Here is a 23,406-nt window from a genome sequence, read left to right on the forward strand (position 1 = left end):
TTTTAATTATTCTATAAACCAGAAAAAAAATTATATTTACAACCAAATACTTTTTATTTCATAATTATTAGAGTAGTTGACTACTGTGATTTTAAAGAGAGTTAAATTTTTTCAAACTATTGGTATAATTTATGTAATAAAACAGAAACTTTTAGAACCCAAAAGTTTGTAATAATCAATAGAACTAACCAAATTCAGGTATTAAAACACTAAAAATACCTGATAATCTATCTATATCATGAAAAATATTTTCCAATTGTTTGCTCTTTTAATGCCCGCGTTTTTTTATGCACAACCATTTGAAATCAATGAAAATCCTGAACAATATATGCAGCATATTGTATCGTCTTGGCAGGTGGATCCCCAAAAAATTGTGTATATAACCAATGAAACCGATTTAGAAGATTTAGCAACGGTAATGCACAATTCGGTGTTGGCTTTCGTGCAAAAAGAGCAATCAACAAGTGCTGAAATTCTCGATGGAAAGCGCGAGAAAGATCCCGACGCATGCGGTTTGGCGTTGAATAATTTAGAGTTGCAAAATGTGTATCAACATTTAAAAAATGGAAACGATTACACCTCTATTTCCTTTAAAAAACTAAAAGATAATGAGCTCTATTTTTTTAGTGATAAACTCACCGCAGTGCTTATTTATTCCAAAAGAATTGATGCATTTATAGCAGACTATTTCAAGGTTTTAAAAGATTTTGAGCATAAAAATGTAGATTATGTAATAGTGGTTTTTGATAATGAAATTACGAGTCAAATTCCTGGTGCTATCTCAAATGAGCAGTAAGTTGCTTTAGAAAGAATATAAAAAAACAGCATTAAAAAAGCGTGTGAAACAAAATTTCGCACGCTTTTTTTATTCATAAGGTATCGTAATTAGGGCATTGTTCGGTCGGTAGTGGTTTTACCAGAGCCAACAGTGTCAATACCTCGGTTGATTGTATCAGTTTGATGGTTATCGATAGTGCCTCCCGAAATATCTTGCTCATTCAAAGGATCTGCATTGGGGTCATGATAGCGCTCTTGTTCTGATTCTCCGTACAATCCTTGGTCGTCCATATTTCGGTCGTTTCGATCACGGCATGATGCAACAACGCTAAATGATAACAGCAAAATGCCAATTAGTCCATATTTGTAACATACATTTTTCATACTATTTATTTTTTATTCATTATAATAATGAGTGATTACTATAAAATGTGATGAAACGGAAAAGTATCAAAAGTAGAGCAAAAAACATACCGCTTCATTTTGAGTGTTGCAAGAACGCAATCGGTTTATAAAAAAGATGCATGTTGGGTATTTTATTTACAAATAATGTATTTTTTATACAGTTATCTTTTTAAAAATGAGTGTGTTATGATTTTGTTTTTGATTTTATTTGATTTGTTTTTTTGTAAATAATTGTGTTTTATTCATTATTTAATTGTTAAAAATGTATGTTTTATTATTTATTTTAAGCTAAAAAACATATTTAAAGACAGTATTGTTCTATTTGATGTTGATGAATACAGCGCAACACAATTGTTAAAAAACTATCATTGGCTTGTATCATTAGTATTTAAAAAGGATTGGTGTATGAAATTGATTTCTTCCAGAGCAATTGCTATCGAATGATATCTGGAACAGTAATTTGGCATTGGTTCACAAATTGATGTATAGAAAGTGGGAACATCCCAAATAAAATGGAAATGAAATACAGGAAAAGTATCTTTCAAAATTTAATCAACTAATATTTTAACACCTATTTAATTATGGAAAATAACAAAATCAACCAGCAACAAGACGGAACAAACAACCAAAATCAAAAAGGTCAGCAAAATCCGCAAAATCAGAATACTCAAAATCAATTCAACGATCCAAACGAGCAGCAGATTGATCCAAACAACAAAGATCCATTTGCACATACACACGAGGAACATCGAACCAATCAAGATGATAAAAGATATGATGGTTCTAAAAACCCTGACGGTATGAATACCAATGTTCAAAACAACAAGGATTTTAAAACAAACAAAGTAAATCGCGAAGGTGAAAATAAAGATGAATATTTTCAAGATTAATTAATAATCAACTTTGGTAAGCCTCTCTTCTAATTAAGAGAGGTTTTTTTTATTTTTTTGAGAGATAATCCATAATTACTTCAGCCACTTTTGCTAAAGTTTGTTGTACAATTTGATGCGAATTTCCTTCAAAAATTTCTCTTAATTGCACAGATCGATCTTCAAAAATAAAACTCAAAAAAATAGTCCCTACGGGTTTTTCTTCTGTTTCGCTGCCGCCAGCCTTGGTTAATCCGGTAACGGCAACTATAATATCAGCTTTTTTAAACAGCTTTTTTGTACTTAAAGCCATTTCATAAGTCACCGGGCTTGATTCCGGCGTAAAGCTGTCAATTAAATCTTTAGGAATTTTTAAAAGCGCTTGCTTTTCGTCTGCATCATAGCACACAATACTGCCCAAGAAAATAGAACCCGCATAAGGAGTTAAACCAAAAGCAACAGAAAGTGCCCCAACGGTAGCACTTTCTGCAAAAGCAATTTTTAAGTTTTTTTCGGCTATTAAAGCACTGCATTTTAAAATGCTTATTTCAGTCATATAATTTTGCAATATAAATTATTAGTAAGCAATTTTACCACCTGTTGCCGGAATAGTAGCACCGCCAATATAAGAAGCTTCTTTTGTTGCCAAAAACACATAGATTGGAGCAATTTCGCTTGGCTGACCTGGTCTTTTTAGAGCGGTGTCATCACCAAAATCTTTATAATCAATTAGCGTACTCGGAATAAGAGGCGTCCAAACAGGTCCGGGCGCCACGGCATTCACGCGTATGTCTTTTTTTTGCTCAATAAGCATTTGGTTTAAATTTGCAGTGTAGTTCTGTATGGCAGCCTTGGTAGCAGCATAGGGCAAAAGCGTAGGATTTGGTTGGTATGCGTTTACCGATGTGGTGTTGATAATGCTACTGCCTTTGGGCATGTGTGGAATACTTAATTGGCATAAATGAAACATTGCCAACACATTGGTGTTGAAGGTTAATTGCCATTCTTCTGTTGAAATGGCATCGATGGTTTCGCGCCCCATTTGAAAAGCGGCATTGTTAATCAACACATCAATCTTTTTAAATTCTTTTATAGTGACTTCAACAAGCATCTGGCAAATTTCTTTTTTGGTGATATCGCCCTTAAACAGCAACGCTTTTCTACCCGCTTTCCGAATCCATTCTGCGGTATCCTTGGCGTCTTCATCTTCCATATCGCTTAGGTAGGAAATCACCACATCCGCACCTTCACGGGCAAATGCAATCGCAGTTGCCTTTCCAATTCCAGAGTCGCCACCAGTTATTACCACACATTTATCCTGCATGCGGTTGTATCCTTCATAAGACTGCTCTCCATGATCGGGTTTCAATTCCATATCTTGTTCCGATGCAGGGGCATTTTGTCTGGGTTCATCAAACGGCGGTTTGGGAAACGATCTAAGTTTGTTTTCTTCTTTTTTCATGCGATTCTATTTTAAAGTTTATACATTTTTCCACCGGCATCCAATGTTTCACCTGCAATTGGATGAGAAGCTGCTGAAGCTACAAAAACATATAGTGGAGCAACTTCATAAGGATGCATCGGCGTTACAGAGTGAATATTAGACGGTAAGTTGTTGTATGATGGCAAAACATTGGGCAGTGATTCTGACCATATAAAACCAGTTGTAATTCCATTAATGCGCAATTTTTTTTGTGCCACCGAAAACATTCTGTTCATTTCGTGTGTATAGGTTTTTATGGCTGCTTTTAAAGCCGCATAAAAGATAAGTTGATCCGGCTGTGCATAGGCACACAAAGTGGCAGAGTTTATAATGACACCATCTTTTGCCATAAAATCGGGTGCAATTTTTCCTAAAGTAAAAAGCGATTGAATTTTTAAGGTATCGTTTTTTCGTAATAAATAATGACCACCTTCCGTATCGTTTTTATTGGATATAGAAAAAGTGTTTACCAGGATATCAATGTTTTTTACTTTTTTAGATATGTTTTCAAACAAGCGTTTGCATTTATATTCATCAAATGTAAACGCTTTAAAAAGCCATACCTTTCTTCCCATTTTTTCAATGAGCTTTACTACACTTTTCAGCTCTTTTTCGTATTGCTGGTGGTTGTAAATAAGTGCCACATCTGCACCTTCTTTTGCAAAAGCAATTGCAACAGCCTTGCCCACACCATTGCAGCTGGCGGTTACTACTGCACATTTGTTAAGTAATTTTTCGGTTCCATTATAGGATTCAGTGGTATATTTTGGGGTAATCTTCATAAATGAATTCATTTCATTTAGAGATGTTGTTGATGAATGATGATTGTTTTGTAACTCGTTTTTCATGGTGAGATATTTAATTTGTATTTTATTTCTAATTAGACAAATTCTATACTACATTTTCAGTAATCGCTCACAAGCAAATTATTTTTAACCCTTATTGGTGTAACACATTGTTAACAAACAATTCTTTTAAAAGTCACAATCTTATCAAAAGCAAAAGTGGTGTTACAATAAAATGGTTTTATTTGGTGAAGTTGTGGAAATTTCCCCCTTTTTGTGTAGATAGTATTCAAAAATAACAACATTAATAGCATGAATATGCTATATGATTTTTAATTTTTCGATCATTATTAAATTTGTTTTTATTCTTTTTATTGGCTTTTATTTTGAAATAGTTTACGTTTTTTTCGATTTTTTTGCTATTTGTTTTTAATAAATTATATATTATGTTATTCATATAGTGGATTTGCTATACAATAAAATTTTGAATACAATCAATCAGTACCCACAAGCGGTAAATTAGATCAAAATGTTAAAATATTTAAAAGAACTCCCAAGAGCAACCCTGCTTGAAATCTCCGTGAAAACAGTCCCATTTTAAAAGGTACACAAATAATTACCGTATAAAAAATTAGGAATATCTATTGTTTGATAATTAGTACAAGTATGCCGGCACTTGTAAAATGTATTAACTTTTTATACCAATAATTATGAATTCAAGATATAACAGACGAAGAGGAAGTTCTTCACGCAATTCTCATGACACACATGATAATATGAGTGCAATTCACGAAGAAATTTATCAATTAGGCTACGAACACGGCTATGAAGATGGCTCAGAAGACGAAGACTACGATGATGATTTTTCAGATTATGAAGATGATTTCAATCAAGGACAAATGAATGATTGGGATGATGATGATTATGACGATGAAGATTACGACGATGAGGATTATGACGACGATGACTACGACGACGATGACTACTTCGAAGAAGAACATCCAAGAGATTCTCAAGGACGATTTTCATCAAAAGGAAGATCAAGCAATCGATCAAGCAGTGGGCGAGGAAGCTCAAGAAGCGGTCGTGGATCTTCTTCTAACCGAGGAAATAGCTCGTCGAACTCAAGACGTTCAAGTTCTAACTCACGCTCAGGAAGTGGTAGTTCTAACAGAAGTTCTTCATCTAATTCAGGACGCGGTAGTTCCAATTCAAGTCGAAGCAATTCAGGATCAAGCCGTGGAAGTTCATCTAACAGAAGCAACTCGGGTCGTGGATCAAATAACAGCTCAGGCGATACTTCGAAACGCGGATTTGCATCAATGAGCAAAGCACAGCGATCAAGAATTGCGCGTATGGGTGGAAAAGCCTCTGGAAGAAGCCGTTCAGGATTTGGCGGACGCAGAAATAATTAATTAAAAGCGAGGGAGCGTAAAAAACTCCCTCTCTTTATCACTTTTTAAATAGAAAAATTATGAGTCAGAAAGATCTAAAAGAAAAAACTATTGATAAATCTGCACCTTCAAAAAGTGAAGATTCTAAAACAATACCTGTTGAAGAACCAAAGAACACCTCAAAATCTGCCGAAAAATCTACAAACGATACGACAGATTCAAAGGATACCGACAATAACACTAAAAAAAATCAATCAATGGAAGATAAAAATAGCAACTCGGAACTTAAAACTTTTTTTGTTGAAGCTTTGCAGGATATCTATTATGCCGAAGCAGCTATTGAGCAGTCGCTTGCAAAAATAAAAAATAAGGCAACCTGCGAAGAACTTCAAGAAGCTTTAGAAGACCATGAATTGGTAACTAAAAAGCAAATTCTGCGTTTGGAAAAAGTATTTAAACTTTTGGGAAAAGAAGCCAAAAAGAAAAAATGCGACGCAATTGATGGTATTTTGAAAGAAGTGGATGAAATGGTGAAAAATACCGAAGACGGTTCCATGACACGCGATGTAGCAATTATTATTGGTGCTCAAAAAGTAGAGCATTATGAAATTGCAACTTACGGTGGTTTGGCGCAAATAGCCATAACTTTAGGATATGAAAAAGTAGCCGATTTACTGGAAGCAACTTTGGATGAAGAAGAGGATACCGATTATTTACTGACCGAAATTGCTGAAGAACACGTGAATTTCGAAGCAGCGGAAGAGTAAATATAAACCCATCTTAACCTTAGGTTAATCTATATAAAGTAGTTTTGTAACCAATCATTTGGTTGGATACTTTGCTACCAAAAAATTGCTATGAAGAATAAAACTGTTTCTGTTTTCAGATAATTATTTGAAAAGGAAACAGTTTTTTGTATATAACCATTAAATCAACCGATTTTTCTTCGCCATTTCCACCGCTTCCATTTTAGAATGAACCTGCAATTTCTGGTAGATGTTTTCGGTGTGCCTTCTTACTGTGGCCGGCGAAATGAATAAATTTTCGGCAATGGCTGTGTAAGGCAATCCTTTGGAAAGCTGCTCCAATACTTCGGTTTCGCGTGCAGTCAGCGTAATCTCCTCTTGATTTTCGGGTAGCGTAATTAGTGGATTTCGTAGCAACTTCAAAGTCTTCATTGCAATGGACGGCGTCATTACCGCACCGCCTTCCAAAGTTTGCACAATGGCATCGTAGAGTTCTTTTGGTGGTGTTTCTTTTAGCAAATAACCATCGGCTCCGGCTTGTATGGCATTGAAAATATTTTCGTCATCGTCAAAAACCGTCAGCATAATGATTTTGATCTGAGGATATTTTTGTTTGACCAAGGCTGTAGTTTCAATACCGTTTTTACGAGGCATTTCGATATCCATCAGAATGAGGTCGGTGCGTTTATCGGTCTGCAATTTTTCCATACATTGCACGCCGTCATTTGCAGTGAAGGAAAGTTGTATATCTTCAAAAAGTGACAATTTATCTTTCACGCTTTTGATAAGAAAATTATTGTCTTCGATGATGGCAATTCTTGTCTTCATACATTTCTTAATTATTATGAACATTAAACCACACCTTCGTTCCTTTCCCCATTTCCGATTGCAGTTGCAATTCGCTGTTTAATTCCAAAGCTCTTTTTCGCATATTCAGTAATCCATTTCCGGGTTCAATTTCACTTTCTTCAAATCCTTTTCCGTCATCTTTTACCTGAAATTGGAGAACGGAATTTTCTTTGGAAATGAGGATTTGAATTTGGCTTGCTTCGGCATATTTAAACGCATTGTTGGTAGCTTCCTGAATAATCCTGAAAATATTCAAGCCTTGAATACCCGTAAAAACTTCTTCTTCCGACACATCGTCTGTTATCTGTAAGCTAACCTGGATATGGCTTTGCGACTGTTTCGCTTTTTCGATGAAATTAGCAATCCGGCTTTCTAAATCTTTGATGGTAATGCCTTGTTTGTTCATTGCCCAAATGGTATCCCGCAGTTCCTGAATGGTTTCTTTGGCAAAGGAACCGATGTTGCTCAACCTGTTGATGAGGTTTTCGTCTTTGTCCTTCACATAATATTTAATGGTGTCGATAGCCGAAATGATGAAGCTCAATTGCGCACCGATATTGTCGTGTAAGTCCCGAGAAATCGACAAACGCTGCTCCTGCAATTTGTTTTGATTTTCGATTTTCTGAAGTGCCAATTTCATTTCGTTTTCTTGCTTTTGACGAAGGTTTTTCAGCACTTGTTGTTTATAAAACAAAAACCCCATCAAACCGATGATCACAACCAATGCAGCCAAACCAAAAATCCAGAAATTACGGTTGGTCAATTTTGCCTGTTGTTGCAGGATTTGATTTTCTTTTTCTGCCGTTTCGTATTTGGTAGAAATTTCTTCAACATCTTTCAGTTTTTGGGCCGTGTACAAACTATCATTCAGCACGTTAAACGATTTTAAACTTTCAAAAGCTTTTTGATAATTGCCCAGCGCTTCGTAATTGCCAGTAATCTGCTCGTAATTGTATTTTTGAATGTCGGTAAATTTAATTTTTCGGGCAACTGCATTACTTTGTTCAAAATATTCATTCGAAAGTTGATGCTGTTTGGTTTCTTTATAAAATTCGCCCAAAGCCGTATAGTTGAGCATTAAGGCAAAATCATCGTCCAGATTTTTACGAATTTCCAATGCTTGTTTCAGATAGCTTTCCGATTTTTTATAGTCTTTAATCAACAGTTGATTATAGCCTAAAAACTCCAAGGAATAGCCAATTCCCACGCTATCATTTCGCTGTTGCTGAATGCGCAATGACTTTTCGTAACGTCTATTGGCTTCCGCATAATCTTTAAAATCATCCCTAAAAACAGAACCGCTTTCGTTGTTGATGCGGGCAATGCCTTCCAAATTATTTTCATCTTCGTACAATTTCAAAGCTTTATTGTAAAATTCCAACGCTCTTTTAGGTTGTTTTAATTTGCGATACATTCTCGCCATATCATCGTAGAGTAAGCCCAGTTTCTCACTATTTCCAGATTTTTCAAGCAAATTGAGCGCTTCATAATAATAAACCGAAGCACTGTCCACCTTACCTTTTCTGGCCATCGCCAAACCGATGTACCGCAAAAAATCACCCTGATTCACTTTGTCGTTTTCGGCTTTTGCCAAATCCAAACCCCATCTCGAAAGCTGAATGGTCGCATCAAAATCTTTTTGGTAAATCTTTTTCAGATGATCCTGCAACACCGAAATTTTCTTGGGATACGCTTTTTCCTGTGCCACAATTTGCTGAATGCTGTCAACCGTTTTTTGGGTTTGGGCGAATGTTTTATTCAATGAGAAAATAAAAAAGCATAATATTAAAAGTAGAATTTGTTTCATATTGCGAAAGCTTAATTAAGAATTGAATTGCTCATCAAATTCACTCCTTTCATTATAAGCTGTTAAATTAATAAAAAAATCAAGTAGAACTTTCTTCGGATTTGAAAATTTTCAGGATGGATTGCAAATAAATCGAAAGCGATTGCAGTATTTCTACTGAATTCGGCTGAATGGAAGTCGGGTTTTCTAAGTGGGTAAAAAGTTCGTCCAGTTCTTGCCAACGTTGTTCTACCGATTGGTTCATCGCTTGTTGAAGCGGGTTTGGTTTTTTTTCTGTAAATTTTTCTGAACGACTTTCCAGCGTAAGCGCATAATCGTTTAAAACCTTTTTCAATAAAGGAATGAGCAACAATATCAACCCAATGATAACGATAAAAAACAAAACCAATGCCACCATTTTATTGTTCTTTTTGCTTTTTTATTTTCCGCCATTTAACAAATCCCCAAATTAAAACGCCTACAAGCAATACTACGATAAGAATGGGCGCCACAATCATAAAGATCGTCAGCAAACCTGGCAAAGCCCCGCCAATAGTGCTTTTTACTTCGTATGGATTGCCTAATTCTGCTTCGGTGTAAGTAAGTTCATCGAACGATATTCGGCTGAATTCATCAATGTTATTGAATAGTTTCTCTGACTGAGCGGTATGTTTTGCAAATTCGAAATTCTCTATTTTTTCGTAATAAGATGCCACGAGATTATCTGCGGGTGTTGGCGAAAAGTTCGTTTTAGTTCCGGCGAATAAGTGATATTTTTCATTGAATTTAAATTTAAATCCACCCGACAAACCTTGTAGATGTTCCAGTGTTAATCCGTCTTTCAATTGCACATAAAAATTTCCTTTTTCGATGGGTTGCTGCCAAACGCTGCCGCTTTCTAAAAGATAGATAAACGCATTTCGGTTTTCCAAATTATAGCCTTTGCGCACCTGAGCATCGTTGGTATTTACGATGAAATAAACCTCTACTGTCTGAATTTCATTCGGTGCAAAAGCCATTTGCCAAACCATCCAATTGTCGCTGAACGGATTTACATTTCGGTCGCTGTGATTGAGTTCCGGATGATTTTCTTTGATTAAATCTAACCAATGTTCTTTGGCTTTGATTTTAAATTGACTTAAACTGTCGAGGGTAATTTGGTTGAGATCCGTTTCGCCTCCAGAGTAAATACCGTTTACCGGATAACCCATTTTAAATTGGAGGTTTTCATTGCTAATATTTTTAAAAATATAGCTTCCTTTCACAACCGCAAAACCTTTATAAAGCTGAATGTAAATGCGTTCTTGTTGCATCTGCACTTTCTTAAAACTCAGACTATCTTCGGGATACAACATTGTAAAAACCGTTCCACCGGCGTTCCAAATGCCCGGTTGTGCAGCATTGGCAAAAGTTTTCTGTGCCGAAAAAATGCTGATAAAAAGGAGTAATAAGTTGAGGTATTTTTGTAAAATATTTTTCATATCAATGGGAATTAGGGAAGTTGAGATTTTTCTAACAAGGCTTCAAAAATGTGTAGCTTTTTATGCTGAAAATCGGTATTTCCCGTGACCGTTCCGTCGGCATAAGTGATTTGAAAAAAGCCAATTCCTGCAATCTTTTTGGATTTTATATCCACTTCTGCTTCGGCAATGATGTTTTTATGTTCGTCATGGAGAAATACCAACATTCGATAAGGTTTCAATTCTTCAGGATTTTTGGCATACGCCTGCAAAGTCTGTTCAGAATATCCTTGCAAATCAAAAGGTAAATTGTCTTTTGGCGCTTCGGCATCAAAACGCTGAATGCCTTTCAATAACTTGTTTTGAACGATGCTGTCTTCGATGAGTTTAAATTTGATTTCGATTGCAATCTCATCCATCGCATCTTTCAGATATGCCGTTGCGTAGAAATAACTTTGCGGTGCTACAAAAGACAAAATTTCACAGTCTTCGAGATAAAAATAATTGGTAATAATATCGGTTTCGCCCGGAACTTTTTGGCGGTGGATTTCTTTGTATAAATTCCCATTCTGGCTGTAATGTCTTTCTGTGCTGGATTTTACGCCATCAATTTCGGCATTTATAAAATTTAATTGATTGTTTTGGTATTGAAAGTCGATATAACTTTTGGCACCATCTTTAAATCGAATTTTTTCTTTGGTTATGCGGTTTTCTTTGTCATATTCGTAGGTATAGGTTCGGTTCAGATAGGGATTGCTGTGTTCCCAAATTTCCTGTTGCAGACGACCTTTTTTGTAAACTGTTTTTGATTTCGCCCAGCTTTCGTCCAGAAAACTTTGGTTTTCGTAGCTTTCCAGATTTCCATCAGCATTGAAAACACGGATTAGTTGTTCGACCTTTTCTACGTTTTCGCCGTCAAAGCTGTAATAGATTTGTTCTACTTTTTTCACCTGCTTTTTGTAGCCGTAATCCCGGTAGCTGATTTCGGGCAGGGATTGAGCGAAAGCATTTGTCAAAAAGAAAAGTAAACAGACAAAAATTAGGTTTTTCATTTGTGATAAGGTTTAGTTTATGGTATAAATTCCCGAGTTGATACTCTTTTCATAATCGGTCACGCCGTGTTTTTTATTTTCCGAACTATTGATGATATAGTATTTGTCATTTTCTTTTTCAATTTTCCATTTCGTTGGTTCGGTTGGTTTTCCGGCTTCAACAAAAACTGGATTTTTATCTGCAAAATGTACTAAAACTCCTTTTGCCTGACTATTGCTGATAGCGGCTTTGGACAAATCACTCTTAAACAAATAGATTGTATTATCCGATTTAACTTTTACCACAGTATAATCTCCTTTGCTTATATACAATTCATATTGTGTCGAATGAAGCGCTTTTCCCTGGTAATTAAATGAAAAGGTTCCGTTTTTTTTATAGATATACAGATAAAACACCCCATTTCTATGCGTTAAAGGATAAAGTTTGTCAGTTGACATATCATTCAAAGAAAAAGCACTGTAATAATCTTTGGTATAGGTTGTGAAGAGTCGTAGGTTTTTGCCGTCCTCGATGATTTCGTAATGTTGTGGTTGGTTTATTCTACTATTATCCTGATAAAAATAGACAGTGGCATCGTTTATCTTTCTAACATATAAACTTAAATTCTCATTATAAGACGCCGTTATCTTGTCTTTTGAATAATCCTTTTCTATGGTTTGACCCGAAGGATTTGAAACTGTAGTTGTAGTGGTGTTTTTTAATTGGTTATTATTAATATCTAAATAAACGAATACTGCTTTTACAAATAAATCGTTTATAGTGGTATAAAGATTTTCTGCCGTTTTTCTTACAGCTTCGTCTTTATGGTTTTTATCCATTTTCAATGCACCATATTTATCGTTCAGTACGATTTCATTTATTTTTATCTTTAAGCCATCATCTTCAAATAAGTATTCTATTTTAGATTGTAAATTTTCATCTTTTCCTTTAATACTCCAGTTACCAACAAACTGATAATCTGATTTTTTCTCCATTTTCGTAAAAGTTATTTTTTCTCCGTTTGTGCGGTTGAAAAAGTCATTGGCTTTTTGCAAAGCCGTTTCTTTGGTGTATTTGCCATTGTAAGTACGGGTTTCTGTGGTTTGACCCAATACGCAAGTACCTACTATTAAAAACAATAATGTGATGATCGCTTTCATTTTGTTTGTTTTAAAATCGTTATTTAATACGCTTCACTTTCTGGTCAAAAATCAAATCAAACTCTGTACTTCCGCTTTGGCTGCCATCGCTGTATTTGATTTCTCTGAAAACCATTCTTCGTTGAATACCAAATTCTTTGTCGATTTGTAATCTTTTCGTCCAGTCGCCGTTTTCATTTTTACTTTCAGCCGGAATGTCGAACACAATCATTGCACTCGATTTCCCACTCAAATCACCTATGGTTTGCTGAAATTTTTTGGGATTTTCCTGTTTCATTTTTCGCAAGTTTAATACATAATTCAACGGATCATTTTCTGTAATTTCTATTGTAAAATCAATGCGACGTTCTTTGTCTTTCAACCAAATTTTATTTTGATTATCTTTTTGAAAAAAAGCCAACACATCATCACCATCATACACAAAAATGGTTTCCGTCACGGTTCCTTTGGCGCTCGTCTCTTTTTCTGTGACCGTATTTTTCAGGTGGTCGAACAAAGATTCTTTTTTGCTACCGTTTTGGTAGGTTCGTTGAATGGAAAGAACCATTCCGTTGTTATCATACTGAAAGGTGTCGGTAAAATTGGTATAAACGCCTGAAGCTGTCACTTTTTCTAAAATACCATTTGCATCGTAATGCAGTTTTTGCTTCGAATTAAAATTTGAAGCGGAAGCAACAGTATTGATGCTGTCCAGAACGCCGTTTGTATAAACATAATTATGAGCGGTTTCGCTGGCATATTTACCATAAATCCGCATATATTTTTGAATGATAAATCCTTCCTTATTAAACGAAATTACTTCCGCCATCACCGGTTCATATCCTAAACTATCGCTTTTGTAATAAGCAATCTTAGCAAAATCGGGTTGCTTTTGAAAACCATACGATTGCCAATAGGTTTTGGGAGGTGAAAGATGTTCGGCTTCTTGTGCTTTTAAGCTGAAACCAATGATTATAAAAAATAAAGTTGCAAAAAATTTCATCATTTTAGATTTTTAGTTTCGGTATTCAATCGCTCTTTTGGTAATGGTGGAAAATTCCCATTTCCCCTTTTTCATTTTGTAGTTTTTGCGTTCTATCCAGTTGCCTCTCGCATCAAACTGATATTCAAAACGTTCTTTATCTTTACCGTCTTCCTGAATTTTTTCCAAATCTTTGTAGTCGAATGTATCTCCCGCTACATCCACTTTTCGGGATTTATAATGATATTTGGTAAGGCTGCTAATACCCAAGTTCGTCACTGTTTTTTCTAATTTATTTCCGGTTTGATCTAATTGCAAACGATCGGTTTGATCTAAAACACCATTCAGATATGTTTTTTTTATGCGAAGTGTGGTAGCATCGGCAGCCGATTGGTACCAAAATTCTGTTTTCTTAGCTTCTGAATTTTCAGGTGTGAACACGGTTTCTTTGGTATAATCGTTATCATTTCCTTCGTATTTTACTTCAAAAACATCGGGTTGCGCAACATTTAATAAATAACGCGTTACTTTTATTTTTTCCACATCAAAAGAACCATAAGCGTATTGCCATTCTTCAATGGTTTTTAGCGTGTTGGGATTAATAATTTTTACCGATTTCAATTTTTTGGAATACGCATCGGCATACTGAAATTCAATATCAAAATCGGCATAACTGTTGTTGTAATTCACAAATTGATAATCGGTTAATTGATAAGTATTGTTCCAGCTTAAATAAATTTCTAAAATGGGGAATTCTTCGTTTTCGTCAATGGCAATTTCCTTGGTAGTTAGATTTTTTACTTGTGAAAAATCAATCAAATCCACGTGGTTTCTGAAATCCCATTCGGTTGGATAATAGGGAATAAAATCTTGGGCAGTTGCAAAGCTGGCAACCATACAAAGTAAAATGGCACTAATATTTTTTATTGTTTTCATCTTGATAATTTTAAATATTTTTGATACGTTTCCTGAAAGAAAACTTTTAGCTGCTCATCGCTTGGCGCGTTGTATATTTTCTCAGGTGTTTCAAGGGTTCGAATGGTAGCAATTAAATTCTTTTTTTTATTATTGGCAAGACTGTATTCAATTTGTGCCACCCATACATCGCCATCGTACAAATAAGTATAATGTTTTTGTCTTGATATTTTTTTACCAGAATTTTTCGCCTCGGTTATAAAATCCACCACTTGTTTCAGGTCGCCATTTGGGTTATAGTAATACAATGTAAGCACCTTTACTTCCTCATCTTCTCCAGGCAAAACAATGGTTTCGCTCTTCGTTAATTTTCCGTTGCTATCGTTCACGTAGGTGATATCTGTCATCAATTTTTCGTCGAAATATTTTTTAAGGCGGTAACCTTCCTTTCCGTTATATTCTATTTGTTCGGTGCGTTTCCCGTGTACATTGTAAAACGATTTGCCTCGCAATTCGCCCGCTTCGTTGTAAAACAAAATCGTTTTGTCTGTTTCTTCTGTAGGATAAGTTCTATAAAATGTGGTTTTGTAGTCCTGTTTTTCTGTACGGTAAGTGTTGATTTTGCGTTCCGTTCCCGCATTGGAATTTTGAAGGGTTTCTTTACTTTTCAAGTAATCGTTTTCGTATTGATAATTTACCGTTGTTTTTACCATCGAGGCAGTGTCTTCATATTGTAAACAGACGATTTTATCATTTTTAAAAGTATAGACAGTATAACTTGGTCGTACAGAAAACTGTTGCTGCGGAATAGAAAAATCGGTATAACGAACAACTGCTTTCACCGTGTTTTTCGGTAAATCGAAATTTTCTGGTGTAATGCTTTCTTGTGCCTTGGCTACGAAGCCGAAGATAAGAAGCAAAATTATTGCGGTATATGTAACTGTTGTATTCATTTTATTAGACGTTCAATGATGTAAAGTAAATACAATTGCAACGGTTGTTCAATAGGGCAAATGCACTATTTTTTCAGAATTTATTGCACTTTATATTTATCAGATTGTTGTTCTATTTTGAGATTTAAATTTTACCATATGGTATTTTTAAAATGATTTTTAGCTTCAAGATTCAATGCATCTACAATTAATGTTCTGCGTACCGTGGCAAAATAGCGTAAAAATTTATCGGCAGCTTTAGGTTCTTCAAAAAACACCAATTCATCTACTATACCGGCATACACTTTGGTTTTGGCTTGTTCATTATCGCCGTATTCGTTTCGCGTTAATTCATCAATTAATTGAATGGTAAAGTTTAAATCTGATGAGGTTTCTGTACACGCTTTGAAAACCATCTGTGTTTTTATGGTCATGTAATTTTCTTTTCCGTATAAATTTTGTTTATCCAAACCAGTAAGTGTATGAATTCCATGCTGAGGCAAATCAAACAAAATAGGTTTATAAACGGTTTCAGTATAAAGATGCTGTATCACACCAGTTCCTTTACAATAGGGGCATTTTTCGGTTTTGTATTGACCGGTAAAATAACCCACTTCTTTTGTTTTATAAACCGGTGACGAAGTGGAAGTTCTGTACACTTTGGTGTAGCTCCCAAAATTGGTTTCGTATCTCTTTGAAGAATGTTCGTAATAGGCAACATAAGTTTCATGTTTGGTGTCGTATATAGGTTTTTTTACTTCTTTCTCACATTTTTGATTTGTGCTGAACGAATTCTTTGTTCGATAATAAACCATTTCATTTTTACCGTCTAAGCATTGCCATTTCTTAATTTTATCCTCGGTATTAAAGTCGCTTCGAATTCTTAAAACGCCATTTTTTTTGTCCACTATGGCTACAAATTCTCTATCAACCGAAGGTAAATAAATATTGATTTCAGCTGGTAATTCGCTCAATTTTTGAGATTCTGGAAAGGGTGTTTTTCTGTTTTTTTCATACTTAGAATACAAAATGCCGGGATAATTTGTAGCAGACCAAAAGTCTGTATCTTTAGATTGATTTTGCGCATCTATGGTTCGACCTTGCAACAAGCTGTTTTGTTTGAAATAGCCAAACATTGCCGAAACACTTTGCTCAGTAATTTGAATCTTGCGATTATTTCCCATTGTCACCGGGCGAAAGGTGTTGTTGATAGTAGCATAATATCCTAAACCATTCAAAACGTTATTTTTAAAATGCCCCACAAACACCTGCACTTCGTCAGCTACTGCAACTTTAGAATTTTGGTTTAAATGCAGTCCGTAACCATTAAAGTTTGTGGCGTTTTTTGGTGTGATATTTACCATTAATAATTCGTTGATGAATTCATTGGCAACAGGGTTGTTTTTTTCTTTTAGATGCAGCCTTTTCTGGGGCAATTCTGCAATGATTTTAAAGTTCATATTGAAGGTGCGATGTAATGTTTCCACATCTGGCTTTTCCTCAATATTAGCTGGTATGGTCCAGTCAATGTTTCCATCAACTATCAATGCCCAAGCACATTTTTTATTTTTTGGATCTTCCATAAATAGTACCGAACCATTGCCAAATTCTTTTAAAGTGGGAAGCATAAATCCCGTAAAAATCAGTCCATCTTTAGTGTAATACGTTCCTACTTCTAAATAACCGATGTAAAAATCACCATAACCCACAGAAATATGCGAAGGTTTTGTTGATAAAGGTGAAATAACTTTGGTAGAAAATCCCGAAGTGGAATAAGTACCATATGTGTCGTCTTTGTTTGTATAAAGGTTGAAATCAGATGTATAAATATCTTGTAACAAGTCGCCCTTTTTATCGTAAGTAACGGTTCGCGTTAAAGGGCCTTCTTTGGTTGTTACTTGTTTGAGATTGTTTGTTGCGACAAATTCTGGAAAAGTACGACTTTCCGTGAAATAGTTGTTTTTAATTAATCGGTATTGATTTTGAGCAAATGAATTTGAATCCCAAAGAATCAAAATAATTGGAATGCAAAATCGAAATAAATAGGTGCGAAATGTGCTCATGTTTACAGATTTTAGTGCTGTTAGTTCATTTTTCTAACCAATTGATCGTCTTTAAATTCGCCAATTTCCAAAGAACCTTGCCCGTTTTTTCTAAAATAACTGTTTCCTGATCCATTCAGTTTACCGTTTTTCCAATACCCTTTTTTGCTAAAGTTTCCTTGTCTTTCTACGAGTAAACCAAAGTTTTCTGGCTTACTGTTTTTAAACGTTCCTAAATGAAATGTTTTATTTTGAATGTAATAGAAAATACCTTTACTAGGTTCGCTGTTGGTAAACTGCCCCATGAATTGATCGCCATTTGGAAATACAAATAATCCAATTCCGTTTTGGCAATCGCCTTTAATACAAGCTGTTTTATTTCCTGTAGGTTTTGCTTCAGTAAGTAATTTATTATCTTTAAACAAGCCCAGCTGCACGGTATTGGCTTTTTTATCCTGCAAAACTCCAAACCCACTAAAAACGCCTGCCTTAAATTCGCCGTGATAGGTTTTATTACCATCATCGTAATTAAGTATTCCCATACCAGTAATGGTATTGTTTAAAAATTCACCGTCGTAATTGGCTTTGGCGCTTGTAAAAGTAAAAAGACCAGGACCGTTCATTTTATTGTCTTTCCAAAATCCCTCGTATGTATCCCCATTTTGATAGTGGAAACTTCCCCAACCGTCTGTGCAGTTCCCCTGGCAATTACTATCTTGAATAACTAATCCAGCATAAAGTTTTTTGGCATCGGTTAACTGCAGATTTGCGATGGATATTCCCTTTGGAAATGCCGCTCCGGTTTTTTGTCCATCGAAATACCAATAAGCAAATCGGTCATTGAGTAAATTGCCTTTAGCATCGGTTTTTATTTTTGTGAAATCAGATGTTTCACTTTCAAGACCTTGTTTATTATAATAGAAAGCTTGAGTGGTAGCAGCTTTACTAGGCTCTTTCGTGTTTTTAATAGTAACGCTTAGCTTTAGTATATCTTTTTGCTGCTGATATGCAAAGTGAAGGTCATAAGCCATTTTTAAGGTACCCCAACTTCGGTCTTTCATATAAACAATTTTGCCAGCCTCATCATATTCAAACGTTTTGATGGTATCACCTTTATGCTTGGTAATGGCAGATAAAAGTCCTTTGTTATTATAAAGAAAAAGTTGCTTATGATCGTTACCATCCACATAATTATTGTCGGAGGTTTGAGTTCCTATAAGCTTACCGTTTTTGTAATGAAATTTAACCAAGTATAAACGCACCTGATCGCCGTATTTTTTGTAAACATACAACCCAGTAGGCATATTGTTGGCATCGTACACATATTCCGTCAGGTCTCCGTTTTCAGCTTCTTTTTCCAATAAACCATCTTTGTTAAATTGCTGTACTTTGTAACCATCGGAAACAAGTGCAACATTTCCTTGATAACCAAAATGATTAGTAGTATAGGCAAACGGTATGGGATTTCGTGGTTTTGTTGCCCAATCTTTTGTTTGTGCAAACCCATTGATAGCCATGAAAGAAACAAGTATTAGGGTAATAATTTTTTTCATTTTAAGGAGCATTTTGTTTGTTAAACTTATCATTGGAAGCAGTTAGGTATTGCATTCCCATTTTCAGCAGCAGAAACGGAAGCACTATCAATGCAGAACCCCAACGATTTTCGGGCGTGAATATTTCGGGATAATTTCTCACCACAAAAAACATCACCACACCGCCAACAATAATCGAAATGTGTAAAACAATAGCATTGGGGCTGAAAGCACTTAGATAAATGGGTATGGGCTGTTTGGCTTTATGCAGCAAAATTCTTTCAACTAAAATAAAAATAAGGTTGCCATTGAAAAACCAATTCTGAAAAAACAAAACTTCCATATTGGTAAAGATGATTTCGTGATTGCCTGATCCGGCGATGAACCCGAAAAAAACCACAATAAACACCCAGTAAATTCCCATCAAAAACAAACTGCCGAATTCAAATCGTTCATTGTTTTCGCAAATTGCATTTTCATTTCGATTTCTGAAATAAAAATCTACTGCCAACTGTACCAAAGCATTCCACCAAAAGAAATAAATCAGGTAAAAAACGGTGGTTTGACCATTAAGCACAGACAGTAAAGTCAGGCTTAGAAAGATGAGAAAATCCCACTTTCTATAGTTTTTTATCTGATTACGAAAGGTAGCTTGCAATGACATTATGAATAATTTTAACCTAAATTTAAGAAAATAGGTTTATTTATTATAATATTTGTTATAAAATTCATCTAAATGATGTTTTAGGAACATATCAATCGCCATTTCAACTCCTTTTTCATATTTTTGAGCATCAGCCGGAATTATTGCAGCTTTGGCAGCCGATTTGTTTTTTGCCGAATACAATGTTCCAAAAGCCGTTTTTGTTCCCCAATTGTCGTAATCAGAAGCTACGTAATTGGTGATTTTTTCTTCCTTAATTACGCCGTCAATATCTAAATCTTTTTTCAGGACACCCTGATATTCTGCCAAAGGAGAACCTCCGATTTTATTACGACCAACTATGAAATGGGCAATTGTATTGTCTTCCGATAATACCAGATTTGTTTTGGCTACTACATTGGCTCCGATACCACTTTTATTGGAAGCTCTGGTGTTTACAAATTCTACGTATAAATCTACACGAACCACAGCAGCATCATTCAGCTCTTTAGAAAGTTTTGTGGTATTTTCCGTCGAGCCTTTTTCTTTGTAGAAGAAACCTACGTTTTGCGGATGTACAGTAACAGCACCATCCACTTTAGAAGGCGTCATATTTAAGTTGGTACTGTACTGATACCCTTTATAGAAATCTGTGTTTTTTCCTTCTTCTGCTGCCATTACATTAAAGCCTTTTGATTTTAAGTCGGCAACAAACTGCGTATAAGCGTCATTCGTAATATTCTGGAGTGTTTCTTCTGAAATATCCAAACCAACCGCCAATGAGGCTTTTGCAGCACCCATCACGGCACCAAATATGCCCGAACCGCCTTTCTTGGAAGCAGATTTCTCGCTATATACCTGATAATGCACAGCAAAATCAGCTATATACACATTTTTGTTATCTAATTTTGGTTTTTCCAGACTTGCAGGACCAGCTTTTCCCGGCTTAAAATCGCCTAAAGTTTGCGCATTAATGCTAGAAATCCCCATTAAAACCGCCATCGAAAGTAGTAATTTAGTTTTCATTGCTGTTTATTTTAAATTGTTACTATGCAATATTATTTAAAACAGCATGGCAATAAAATAGGGCAAATGCACCATTTTTAAATAGCCATTCAAGGAACATTTATGAAGGATGAGTAAGGTGCATGAAAACCAACATATCCAGATTCACTTTTTTCTGTGTAAAGATTCTATAAACTGCGTAAGAATTCATCATTGAATAGTGTATAATATATGTTTTAGTAACTTTTAATTGGAAAGATAATATAATCAGTTTAATACTAAACCTGCTTACAGATTGTATATTTTCGGTAACACCGTGCTGTTTTTTAACTAAAAGTACATATTCCTCACCGATCGTAATGTACTTAGGCTTATTTATTGTATGTATTGAATAAGTAATTAATATAAAATTTAAAAACTATGAAAAAAGATAAAACAAATATTCCTGGTAGTAATAACAATGAAAACACCAGCCCAACTGATATAAAGGGCAAAGATGTGCATGAAGCAAATCAAACGAATTCAGGTGCAGGTGGTTCACCTATAAAAGAGGGAAGTAATTTATTGCCCGAAGAAAAAAGGGAGAAGGATGAAGACAAACAGGATGGTAAAAAAGAAATCGATTCCATGGGAACCGAAGTAATGCAGGAAGAAGCGTATCACAAAAAAAAGTATGGTGAACTTCCTGAGGATTAAGAGAAAGGTAAAAAGTCTTAATAAAGTGTTGCAATTAAAAAGTAGTGCTATTATCCATATATCTTTACCTTAGTAAATCAAAAAGCTCTCTTATAATATTTGTATAAGAGAGCTTTTTCTATTAAAAATGTATCGATTTTATATAAATAAATGAACCAAATGATAAATTCCCATCGCAACTAATGCAGACACCGGAATTGTTAAAATCCATGCCCAAAGCAATGATATTGTAACACCCCAACGCACAGCTGATACCCTTTTTGTGATACCAACTCCAATAATGGAACCTGTAATGGTGTGGGTGGTAGAAACCGGAATACCTAAATGCTCCGTAATATATAAAGCAACAGCACCCGCAGTTTCAGCAGCAACTCCTTCTAATGGAGTAACTTTGGTGATTTTTGAGCCCATTGTTTTCACAATTTTCCAACCGCCACTCATGGTTCCTAAACCAATAAAAAAGAACGATGCTAAAGGTACCCAACCCCAATGCGAAACAAAATATTTAAAGCGTTCTGCATTTTCAATAGCTCCGTAAGGGTTTAATTCATCGGGCAGTCCCATGTGAAAACTTATAACAGCCGCACCAATAATACCCATTACTTTTTGGGCATCATTTCCACCGTGCCCCAAGCTGAATAATGCAGAAGATACTAGTTGCAAACGTTTGAACCATTTTTCGGCGCGGTGCGGTTGTGCTTTGCGGCAAATCCACATAATAGCAACGGTTATAAAGTAAGCAAGTATCATTCCTAAAAACGGAGCTCCGAAAATGAATAAAAAAATCGGAACTACTTTAGCATATACAATTACATCTTCACCATTTATGTTGATTCCGCCTGCATGCGCAATGGCAGCACCCATAAAACCACCAATCAATGTGTGTGAGGAAGAAGAGGGAATTCCCAACTTCCATGTAGCCAAATTCCAGAGTATAGCTGCTATTAGTCCCGCAAAAATCACTTCGAGGGTAATAAATTGTTCGTTGACCGATTTGGCAATAGTGTTACCAATCTTAAATTCGCCAATGATGTAAAGCGATATAAAATATGCCGCAAAATTAAACGCAGCAGCCCATAAAACCGCCTGAAACGGAGTTAATACACGTGTTGTTACAATGGTAGCAATAGAGTTTGCTGCATCGTGAAACCCATTAATATAATCGAAACCTAAAGCTAAAACAATAATTACTAGTAAAAGCCAGGCACCACTTACATTAAGGTTTGATAGTAAGTCAAATAGCTCCATAATGATTTAATTGTAAATAATTAGGAATACTTAACAGTAATCGTTTCTAAAACGTTGGCTACTCGGCGACAACTGTCTGTTGCAGTTTCCAAAGCATCCATCACCTCTTTATACTTAATTATATCAACCACATTGGTTTCATTTTCAAAAATATCGGCAACAGCCTTGTCAAAAACTTTATCTGCTTTACGTTCCAAGCGTAAAATTACTTTACAACCTTCGGTAATTGCTTTCAGGTTTTTCATGTCTTTAATATGGTAAATACACTTCGCAACTTCGTTACAAGCTTCTAAATTCGCTTCAGTAAGTTTGCGCAACGGTTTGGTAACTCTATCAATTTGATACAAACGCATACGAGAGGCAGCATCGCTCAAATGATCGGCAATTTCGTCAACCGCAGTCATTAAGTTGTTAATATCTTCTCTATCAAAAGGGGTAATAAAGTTTCTTTCTAATTCAATACGGGTGGTTTGAACAATTTGTTCAATTTCAGATTTTAAAATCTCTACTTCTTTTAAAAGTTTTTCTCTGTCGTTAGCTGGTAAGTTTACCGCTTCGTGCAATGTTTCTGATAATAATTTAATTTTATTAGCAGCTTCTTCAAACAAAGGGTAAAACTTTTTATCCTTTGGAACTAAAAATTGAAAAATTGAATTTAAAGTCATTTGTGTGTTTATTAATTTTTT

General features: G+C 35.2%; 24 protein-coding genes. 5 read left to right on the plus strand and 19 right to left on the minus strand.

The features are described from left to right. Nucleotides 1-238: 238 nt before the first annotated feature. On the plus strand, nt 239-796 hold the full coding sequence (locus MG290_RS12180) for a hypothetical protein (protein ID WP_264561542.1): 558 nt from the start codon (nt 239-241) through the stop codon (nt 794-796). A gap of 89 nt (nt 797-885) precedes the next feature. On the opposite strand, the gene MG290_RS12185 is transcribed toward MG290_RS12180, so the two are convergent. Further along, the gene (locus tag MG290_RS12185; RefSeq protein WP_264561543.1) at nt 886-1,161 is read right to left on the minus strand and encodes a hypothetical protein; all 276 of its coding nucleotides are present in this window, start codon (nt 1,159-1,161) and stop codon (nt 886-888) included. A 602-nt stretch (nt 1,162-1,763) separates the two neighbouring features. Between MG290_RS12185 and MG290_RS12190 the strand changes: the two genes are divergently transcribed. Then, entirely contained in the window at nt 1,764-2,072 is a 309-nt protein-coding gene (locus MG290_RS12190; protein WP_264561544.1) for a hypothetical protein, read from the plus strand. 49 nt (nt 2,073-2,121) lie between these two features. Here the strand turns inward: MG290_RS12190 and MG290_RS12195 are convergent, their stop codons facing one another. The 3 genes from MG290_RS12195 to MG290_RS12205 are packed head-to-tail and all read right to left on the minus strand — an operon-like array spanning nt 2,122 to nt 4,382. Beyond that, nucleotides 2,122-2,607 carry a CinA family protein gene (locus MG290_RS12195; protein ID WP_264561545.1) on the minus strand — a complete coding sequence of 162 codons (486 nt, stop codon included), beginning with the start codon at nt 2,605-2,607 and terminating at the stop codon, nt 2,122-2,124. A gap of 21 nt (nt 2,608-2,628) precedes the next feature. Beyond that, nucleotides 2,629-3,513, minus strand: coding sequence for an SDR family oxidoreductase (locus tag MG290_RS12200; RefSeq protein WP_257499695.1), 885 nt, complete (start codon nt 3,511-3,513; stop codon nt 2,629-2,631). Between the two features lie 11 nt (nt 3,514-3,524). Continuing rightward, nucleotides 3,525-4,382, minus strand: coding sequence for an SDR family oxidoreductase (locus tag MG290_RS12205; RefSeq protein ID WP_264561546.1), 858 nt, complete (start codon nt 4,380-4,382; stop codon nt 3,525-3,527). Nucleotides 4,383-5,095: 713 nt separating this feature from the next. Between MG290_RS12205 and MG290_RS12210 the strand changes: the two genes are divergently transcribed. Both MG290_RS12210 and MG290_RS12215 read left to right on the plus strand, forming a co-directional pair. Next, the gene (locus MG290_RS12210; RefSeq protein ID WP_272585572.1) at nt 5,096-5,734 is read left to right on the plus strand and encodes a KGG domain-containing protein; all 639 of its coding nucleotides are present in this window, start codon (nt 5,096-5,098) and stop codon (nt 5,732-5,734) included. Nucleotides 5,735-5,793: 59 nt separating this feature from the next. Further along, a complete protein-coding gene (locus tag MG290_RS12215; protein ID WP_264561548.1) occupies nt 5,794-6,480 on the plus strand; it encodes a YciE/YciF ferroxidase family protein in 687 nt (228 codons plus the stop codon). Between the two features lie 159 nt (nt 6,481-6,639). On the opposite strand, the gene MG290_RS12220 is transcribed toward MG290_RS12215, so the two are convergent. The 13 genes from MG290_RS12220 to MG290_RS12280 form a co-directional block, all read right to left on the minus strand. Continuing rightward, the gene (locus tag MG290_RS12220; protein ID WP_264561549.1) at nt 6,640-7,287 is read right to left on the minus strand and encodes a response regulator; all 648 of its coding nucleotides are present in this window, start codon (nt 7,285-7,287) and stop codon (nt 6,640-6,642) included. 7 nt (nt 7,288-7,294) lie between these two features. After that, nucleotides 7,295-9,115: a tetratricopeptide repeat-containing sensor histidine kinase gene (locus tag MG290_RS12225; RefSeq protein WP_264561550.1), complete on the minus strand. Its 1,821-nt coding sequence runs from the start codon at nt 9,113-9,115 to the stop codon at nt 7,295-7,297. Nucleotides 9,116-9,194: 79 nt separating this feature from the next. Continuing rightward, entirely contained in the window at nt 9,195-9,512 is a 318-nt protein-coding gene (locus MG290_RS12230; protein ID WP_264561551.1) for a hypothetical protein, read from the minus strand. A 1-nt stretch (nt 9,513) separates the two neighbouring features. Beyond that, entirely contained in the window at nt 9,514-10,575 is a 1,062-nt protein-coding gene (locus MG290_RS12235) for a hypothetical protein (protein ID WP_264561552.1), read from the minus strand. Nucleotides 10,576-10,586: 11 nt separating this feature from the next. Continuing rightward, the gene (locus MG290_RS12240) at nt 10,587-11,504 is read right to left on the minus strand and encodes a hypothetical protein (RefSeq protein ID WP_264561553.1); all 918 of its coding nucleotides are present in this window, start codon (nt 11,502-11,504) and stop codon (nt 10,587-10,589) included. A 114-nt stretch (nt 11,505-11,618) separates the two neighbouring features. Then, complete coding sequence (locus tag MG290_RS12245; protein WP_264561554.1) at nt 11,619-12,746, minus strand: hypothetical protein; 1,128 nt, start codon at nt 12,744-12,746, stop codon at nt 11,619-11,621. A gap of 19 nt (nt 12,747-12,765) precedes the next feature. Then, nucleotides 12,766-13,731 carry a hypothetical protein gene (locus MG290_RS12250; protein WP_264561555.1) on the minus strand — a complete coding sequence of 322 codons (966 nt, stop codon included), beginning with the start codon at nt 13,729-13,731 and terminating at the stop codon, nt 12,766-12,768. Between the two features lie 9 nt (nt 13,732-13,740). Continuing rightward, nucleotides 13,741-14,643, minus strand: a complete 903-nt coding sequence (locus MG290_RS12255) for a hypothetical protein (RefSeq protein ID WP_264561556.1) — start codon at nt 14,641-14,643, stop codon at nt 13,741-13,743. Continuing rightward, complete coding sequence (locus tag MG290_RS12260; RefSeq protein ID WP_264561557.1) at nt 14,640-15,575, minus strand: hypothetical protein; 936 nt, start codon at nt 15,573-15,575, stop codon at nt 14,640-14,642. Before MG290_RS12260 ends, MG290_RS12255 begins: the two co-directional genes overlap by 4 nt. 131 nt (nt 15,576-15,706) lie before the next feature. After that, on the minus strand, nt 15,707-17,617 hold the full coding sequence (locus MG290_RS12265; RefSeq protein WP_264561558.1) for a hypothetical protein: 1,911 nt from the start codon (nt 17,615-17,617) through the stop codon (nt 15,707-15,709). Nucleotides 17,618-17,637: 20 nt separating this feature from the next. After that, entirely contained in the window at nt 17,638-19,149 is a 1,512-nt protein-coding gene (locus tag MG290_RS12270) for a hypothetical protein (RefSeq protein ID WP_264561559.1), read from the minus strand. A 1-nt stretch (nt 19,150) separates the two neighbouring features. Further along, nucleotides 19,151-19,792, minus strand: coding sequence for a hypothetical protein (locus MG290_RS12275; protein WP_264561560.1), 642 nt, complete (start codon nt 19,790-19,792; stop codon nt 19,151-19,153). A gap of 36 nt (nt 19,793-19,828) precedes the next feature. After that, nucleotides 19,829-20,797 (minus strand): hypothetical protein, encoded by a 969-nt coding sequence (locus MG290_RS12280; RefSeq protein ID WP_264561561.1) that lies wholly within the window; start codon nt 20,795-20,797, stop codon nt 19,829-19,831. Between the two features lie 399 nt (nt 20,798-21,196). Between MG290_RS12280 and MG290_RS12285 the strand changes: the two genes are divergently transcribed. Then, nucleotides 21,197-21,472, plus strand: coding sequence for a hypothetical protein (locus tag MG290_RS12285; protein WP_264561562.1), 276 nt, complete (start codon nt 21,197-21,199; stop codon nt 21,470-21,472). A gap of 138 nt (nt 21,473-21,610) precedes the next feature. Here MG290_RS12285 and MG290_RS12290 read toward each other — a convergent pair whose 3' ends face one another. Together MG290_RS12290 and MG290_RS12295 are read right to left on the minus strand one after the other, a co-directional pair. After that, complete coding sequence (locus MG290_RS12290; protein ID WP_264561563.1) at nt 21,611-22,720, minus strand: inorganic phosphate transporter; 1,110 nt, start codon at nt 22,718-22,720, stop codon at nt 21,611-21,613. Nucleotides 22,721-22,740: 20 nt separating this feature from the next. Next, nucleotides 22,741-23,385, minus strand: a complete 645-nt coding sequence (locus tag MG290_RS12295; protein WP_257499677.1) for a DUF47 domain-containing protein — start codon at nt 23,383-23,385, stop codon at nt 22,741-22,743. Between the last annotated feature and the right edge of the window lie 21 nt (nt 23,386-23,406).

It is taken from the genome of Flavobacterium sp. CBA20B-1 (genome assembly GCF_028473145.1).
Taxonomy (GTDB): Bacteria; Bacteroidota; Bacteroidia; order Flavobacteriales; family Flavobacteriaceae; genus Flavobacterium.

Excerpts from the sequence above, each read along its gene's own strand:
- MG290_RS12205 (WP_264561546.1), bottom strand. The coding sequence starts at position 4,382 with ATGAAAAACGAGTTACAAAACAATCATCATTCATCAACAACATCTCTA.
- MG290_RS12235 (WP_264561552.1), bottom strand. The coding sequence starts at position 10,575 with ATGAAAAATATTTTACAAAAATACCTCAACTTATTACTCCTTTTTATC.
- MG290_RS12270 (WP_264561559.1), bottom strand. The coding sequence starts at position 19,149 with ATGAAAAAAATTATTACCCTAATACTTGTTTCTTTCATGGCTATCAAT.
- MG290_RS12260 (WP_264561557.1), bottom strand. The coding sequence starts at position 15,575 with ATGAATACAACAGTTACATATACCGCAATAATTTTGCTTCTTATCTTC.
- MG290_RS12220 (WP_264561549.1), bottom strand. The coding sequence starts at position 7,287 with ATGAAGACAAGAATTGCCATCATCGAAGACAATAATTTTCTTATCAAA.
- MG290_RS12275 (WP_264561560.1), bottom strand. The coding sequence starts at position 19,792 with ATGTCATTGCAAGCTACCTTTCGTAATCAGATAAAAAACTATAGAAAG.
- MG290_RS12180 (WP_264561542.1), top strand. The coding sequence starts at position 239 with ATGAAAAATATTTTCCAATTGTTTGCTCTTTTAATGCCCGCGTTTTTT.
- MG290_RS12285 (WP_264561562.1), top strand. The coding sequence starts at position 21,197 with ATGAAAAAAGATAAAACAAATATTCCTGGTAGTAATAACAATGAAAAC.
- MG290_RS12245 (WP_264561554.1), bottom strand. The coding sequence starts at position 12,746 with ATGAAAGCGATCATCACATTATTGTTTTTAATAGTAGGTACTTGCGTA.
- MG290_RS12215 (WP_264561548.1), top strand. The coding sequence starts at position 5,794 with ATGAGTCAGAAAGATCTAAAAGAAAAAACTATTGATAAATCTGCACCT.
- MG290_RS12280 (WP_264561561.1), bottom strand. The coding sequence starts at position 20,797 with ATGAAAACTAAATTACTACTTTCGATGGCGGTTTTAATGGGGATTTCT.
- MG290_RS12265 (WP_264561558.1), bottom strand. The coding sequence starts at position 17,617 with ATGAGCACATTTCGCACCTATTTATTTCGATTTTGCATTCCAATTATT.
- MG290_RS12290 (WP_264561563.1), bottom strand. The coding sequence starts at position 22,720 with ATGGAGCTATTTGACTTACTATCAAACCTTAATGTAAGTGGTGCCTGG.
- MG290_RS12195 (WP_264561545.1), bottom strand. The coding sequence starts at position 2,607 with ATGACTGAAATAAGCATTTTAAAATGCAGTGCTTTAATAGCCGAAAAA.
- MG290_RS12295 (WP_257499677.1), bottom strand. The coding sequence starts at position 23,385 with ATGACTTTAAATTCAATTTTTCAATTTTTAGTTCCAAAGGATAAAAAG.
- MG290_RS12250 (WP_264561555.1), bottom strand. The coding sequence starts at position 13,731 with ATGATGAAATTTTTTGCAACTTTATTTTTTATAATCATTGGTTTCAGC.
- MG290_RS12190 (WP_264561544.1), top strand. The coding sequence starts at position 1,764 with ATGGAAAATAACAAAATCAACCAGCAACAAGACGGAACAAACAACCAA.
- MG290_RS12185 (WP_264561543.1), bottom strand. The coding sequence starts at position 1,161 with ATGAAAAATGTATGTTACAAATATGGACTAATTGGCATTTTGCTGTTA.
- MG290_RS12230 (WP_264561551.1), bottom strand. The coding sequence starts at position 9,512 with ATGGTGGCATTGGTTTTGTTTTTTATCGTTATCATTGGGTTGATATTG.
- MG290_RS12225 (WP_264561550.1), bottom strand. The coding sequence starts at position 9,115 with ATGAAACAAATTCTACTTTTAATATTATGCTTTTTTATTTTCTCATTG.
- MG290_RS12255 (WP_264561556.1), bottom strand. The coding sequence starts at position 14,643 with ATGAAAACAATAAAAAATATTAGTGCCATTTTACTTTGTATGGTTGCC.
- MG290_RS12210 (WP_272585572.1), top strand. The coding sequence starts at position 5,096 with ATGAGTGCAATTCACGAAGAAATTTATCAATTAGGCTACGAACACGGC.
- MG290_RS12200 (WP_257499695.1), bottom strand. The coding sequence starts at position 3,513 with ATGAAAAAAGAAGAAAACAAACTTAGATCGTTTCCCAAACCGCCGTTT.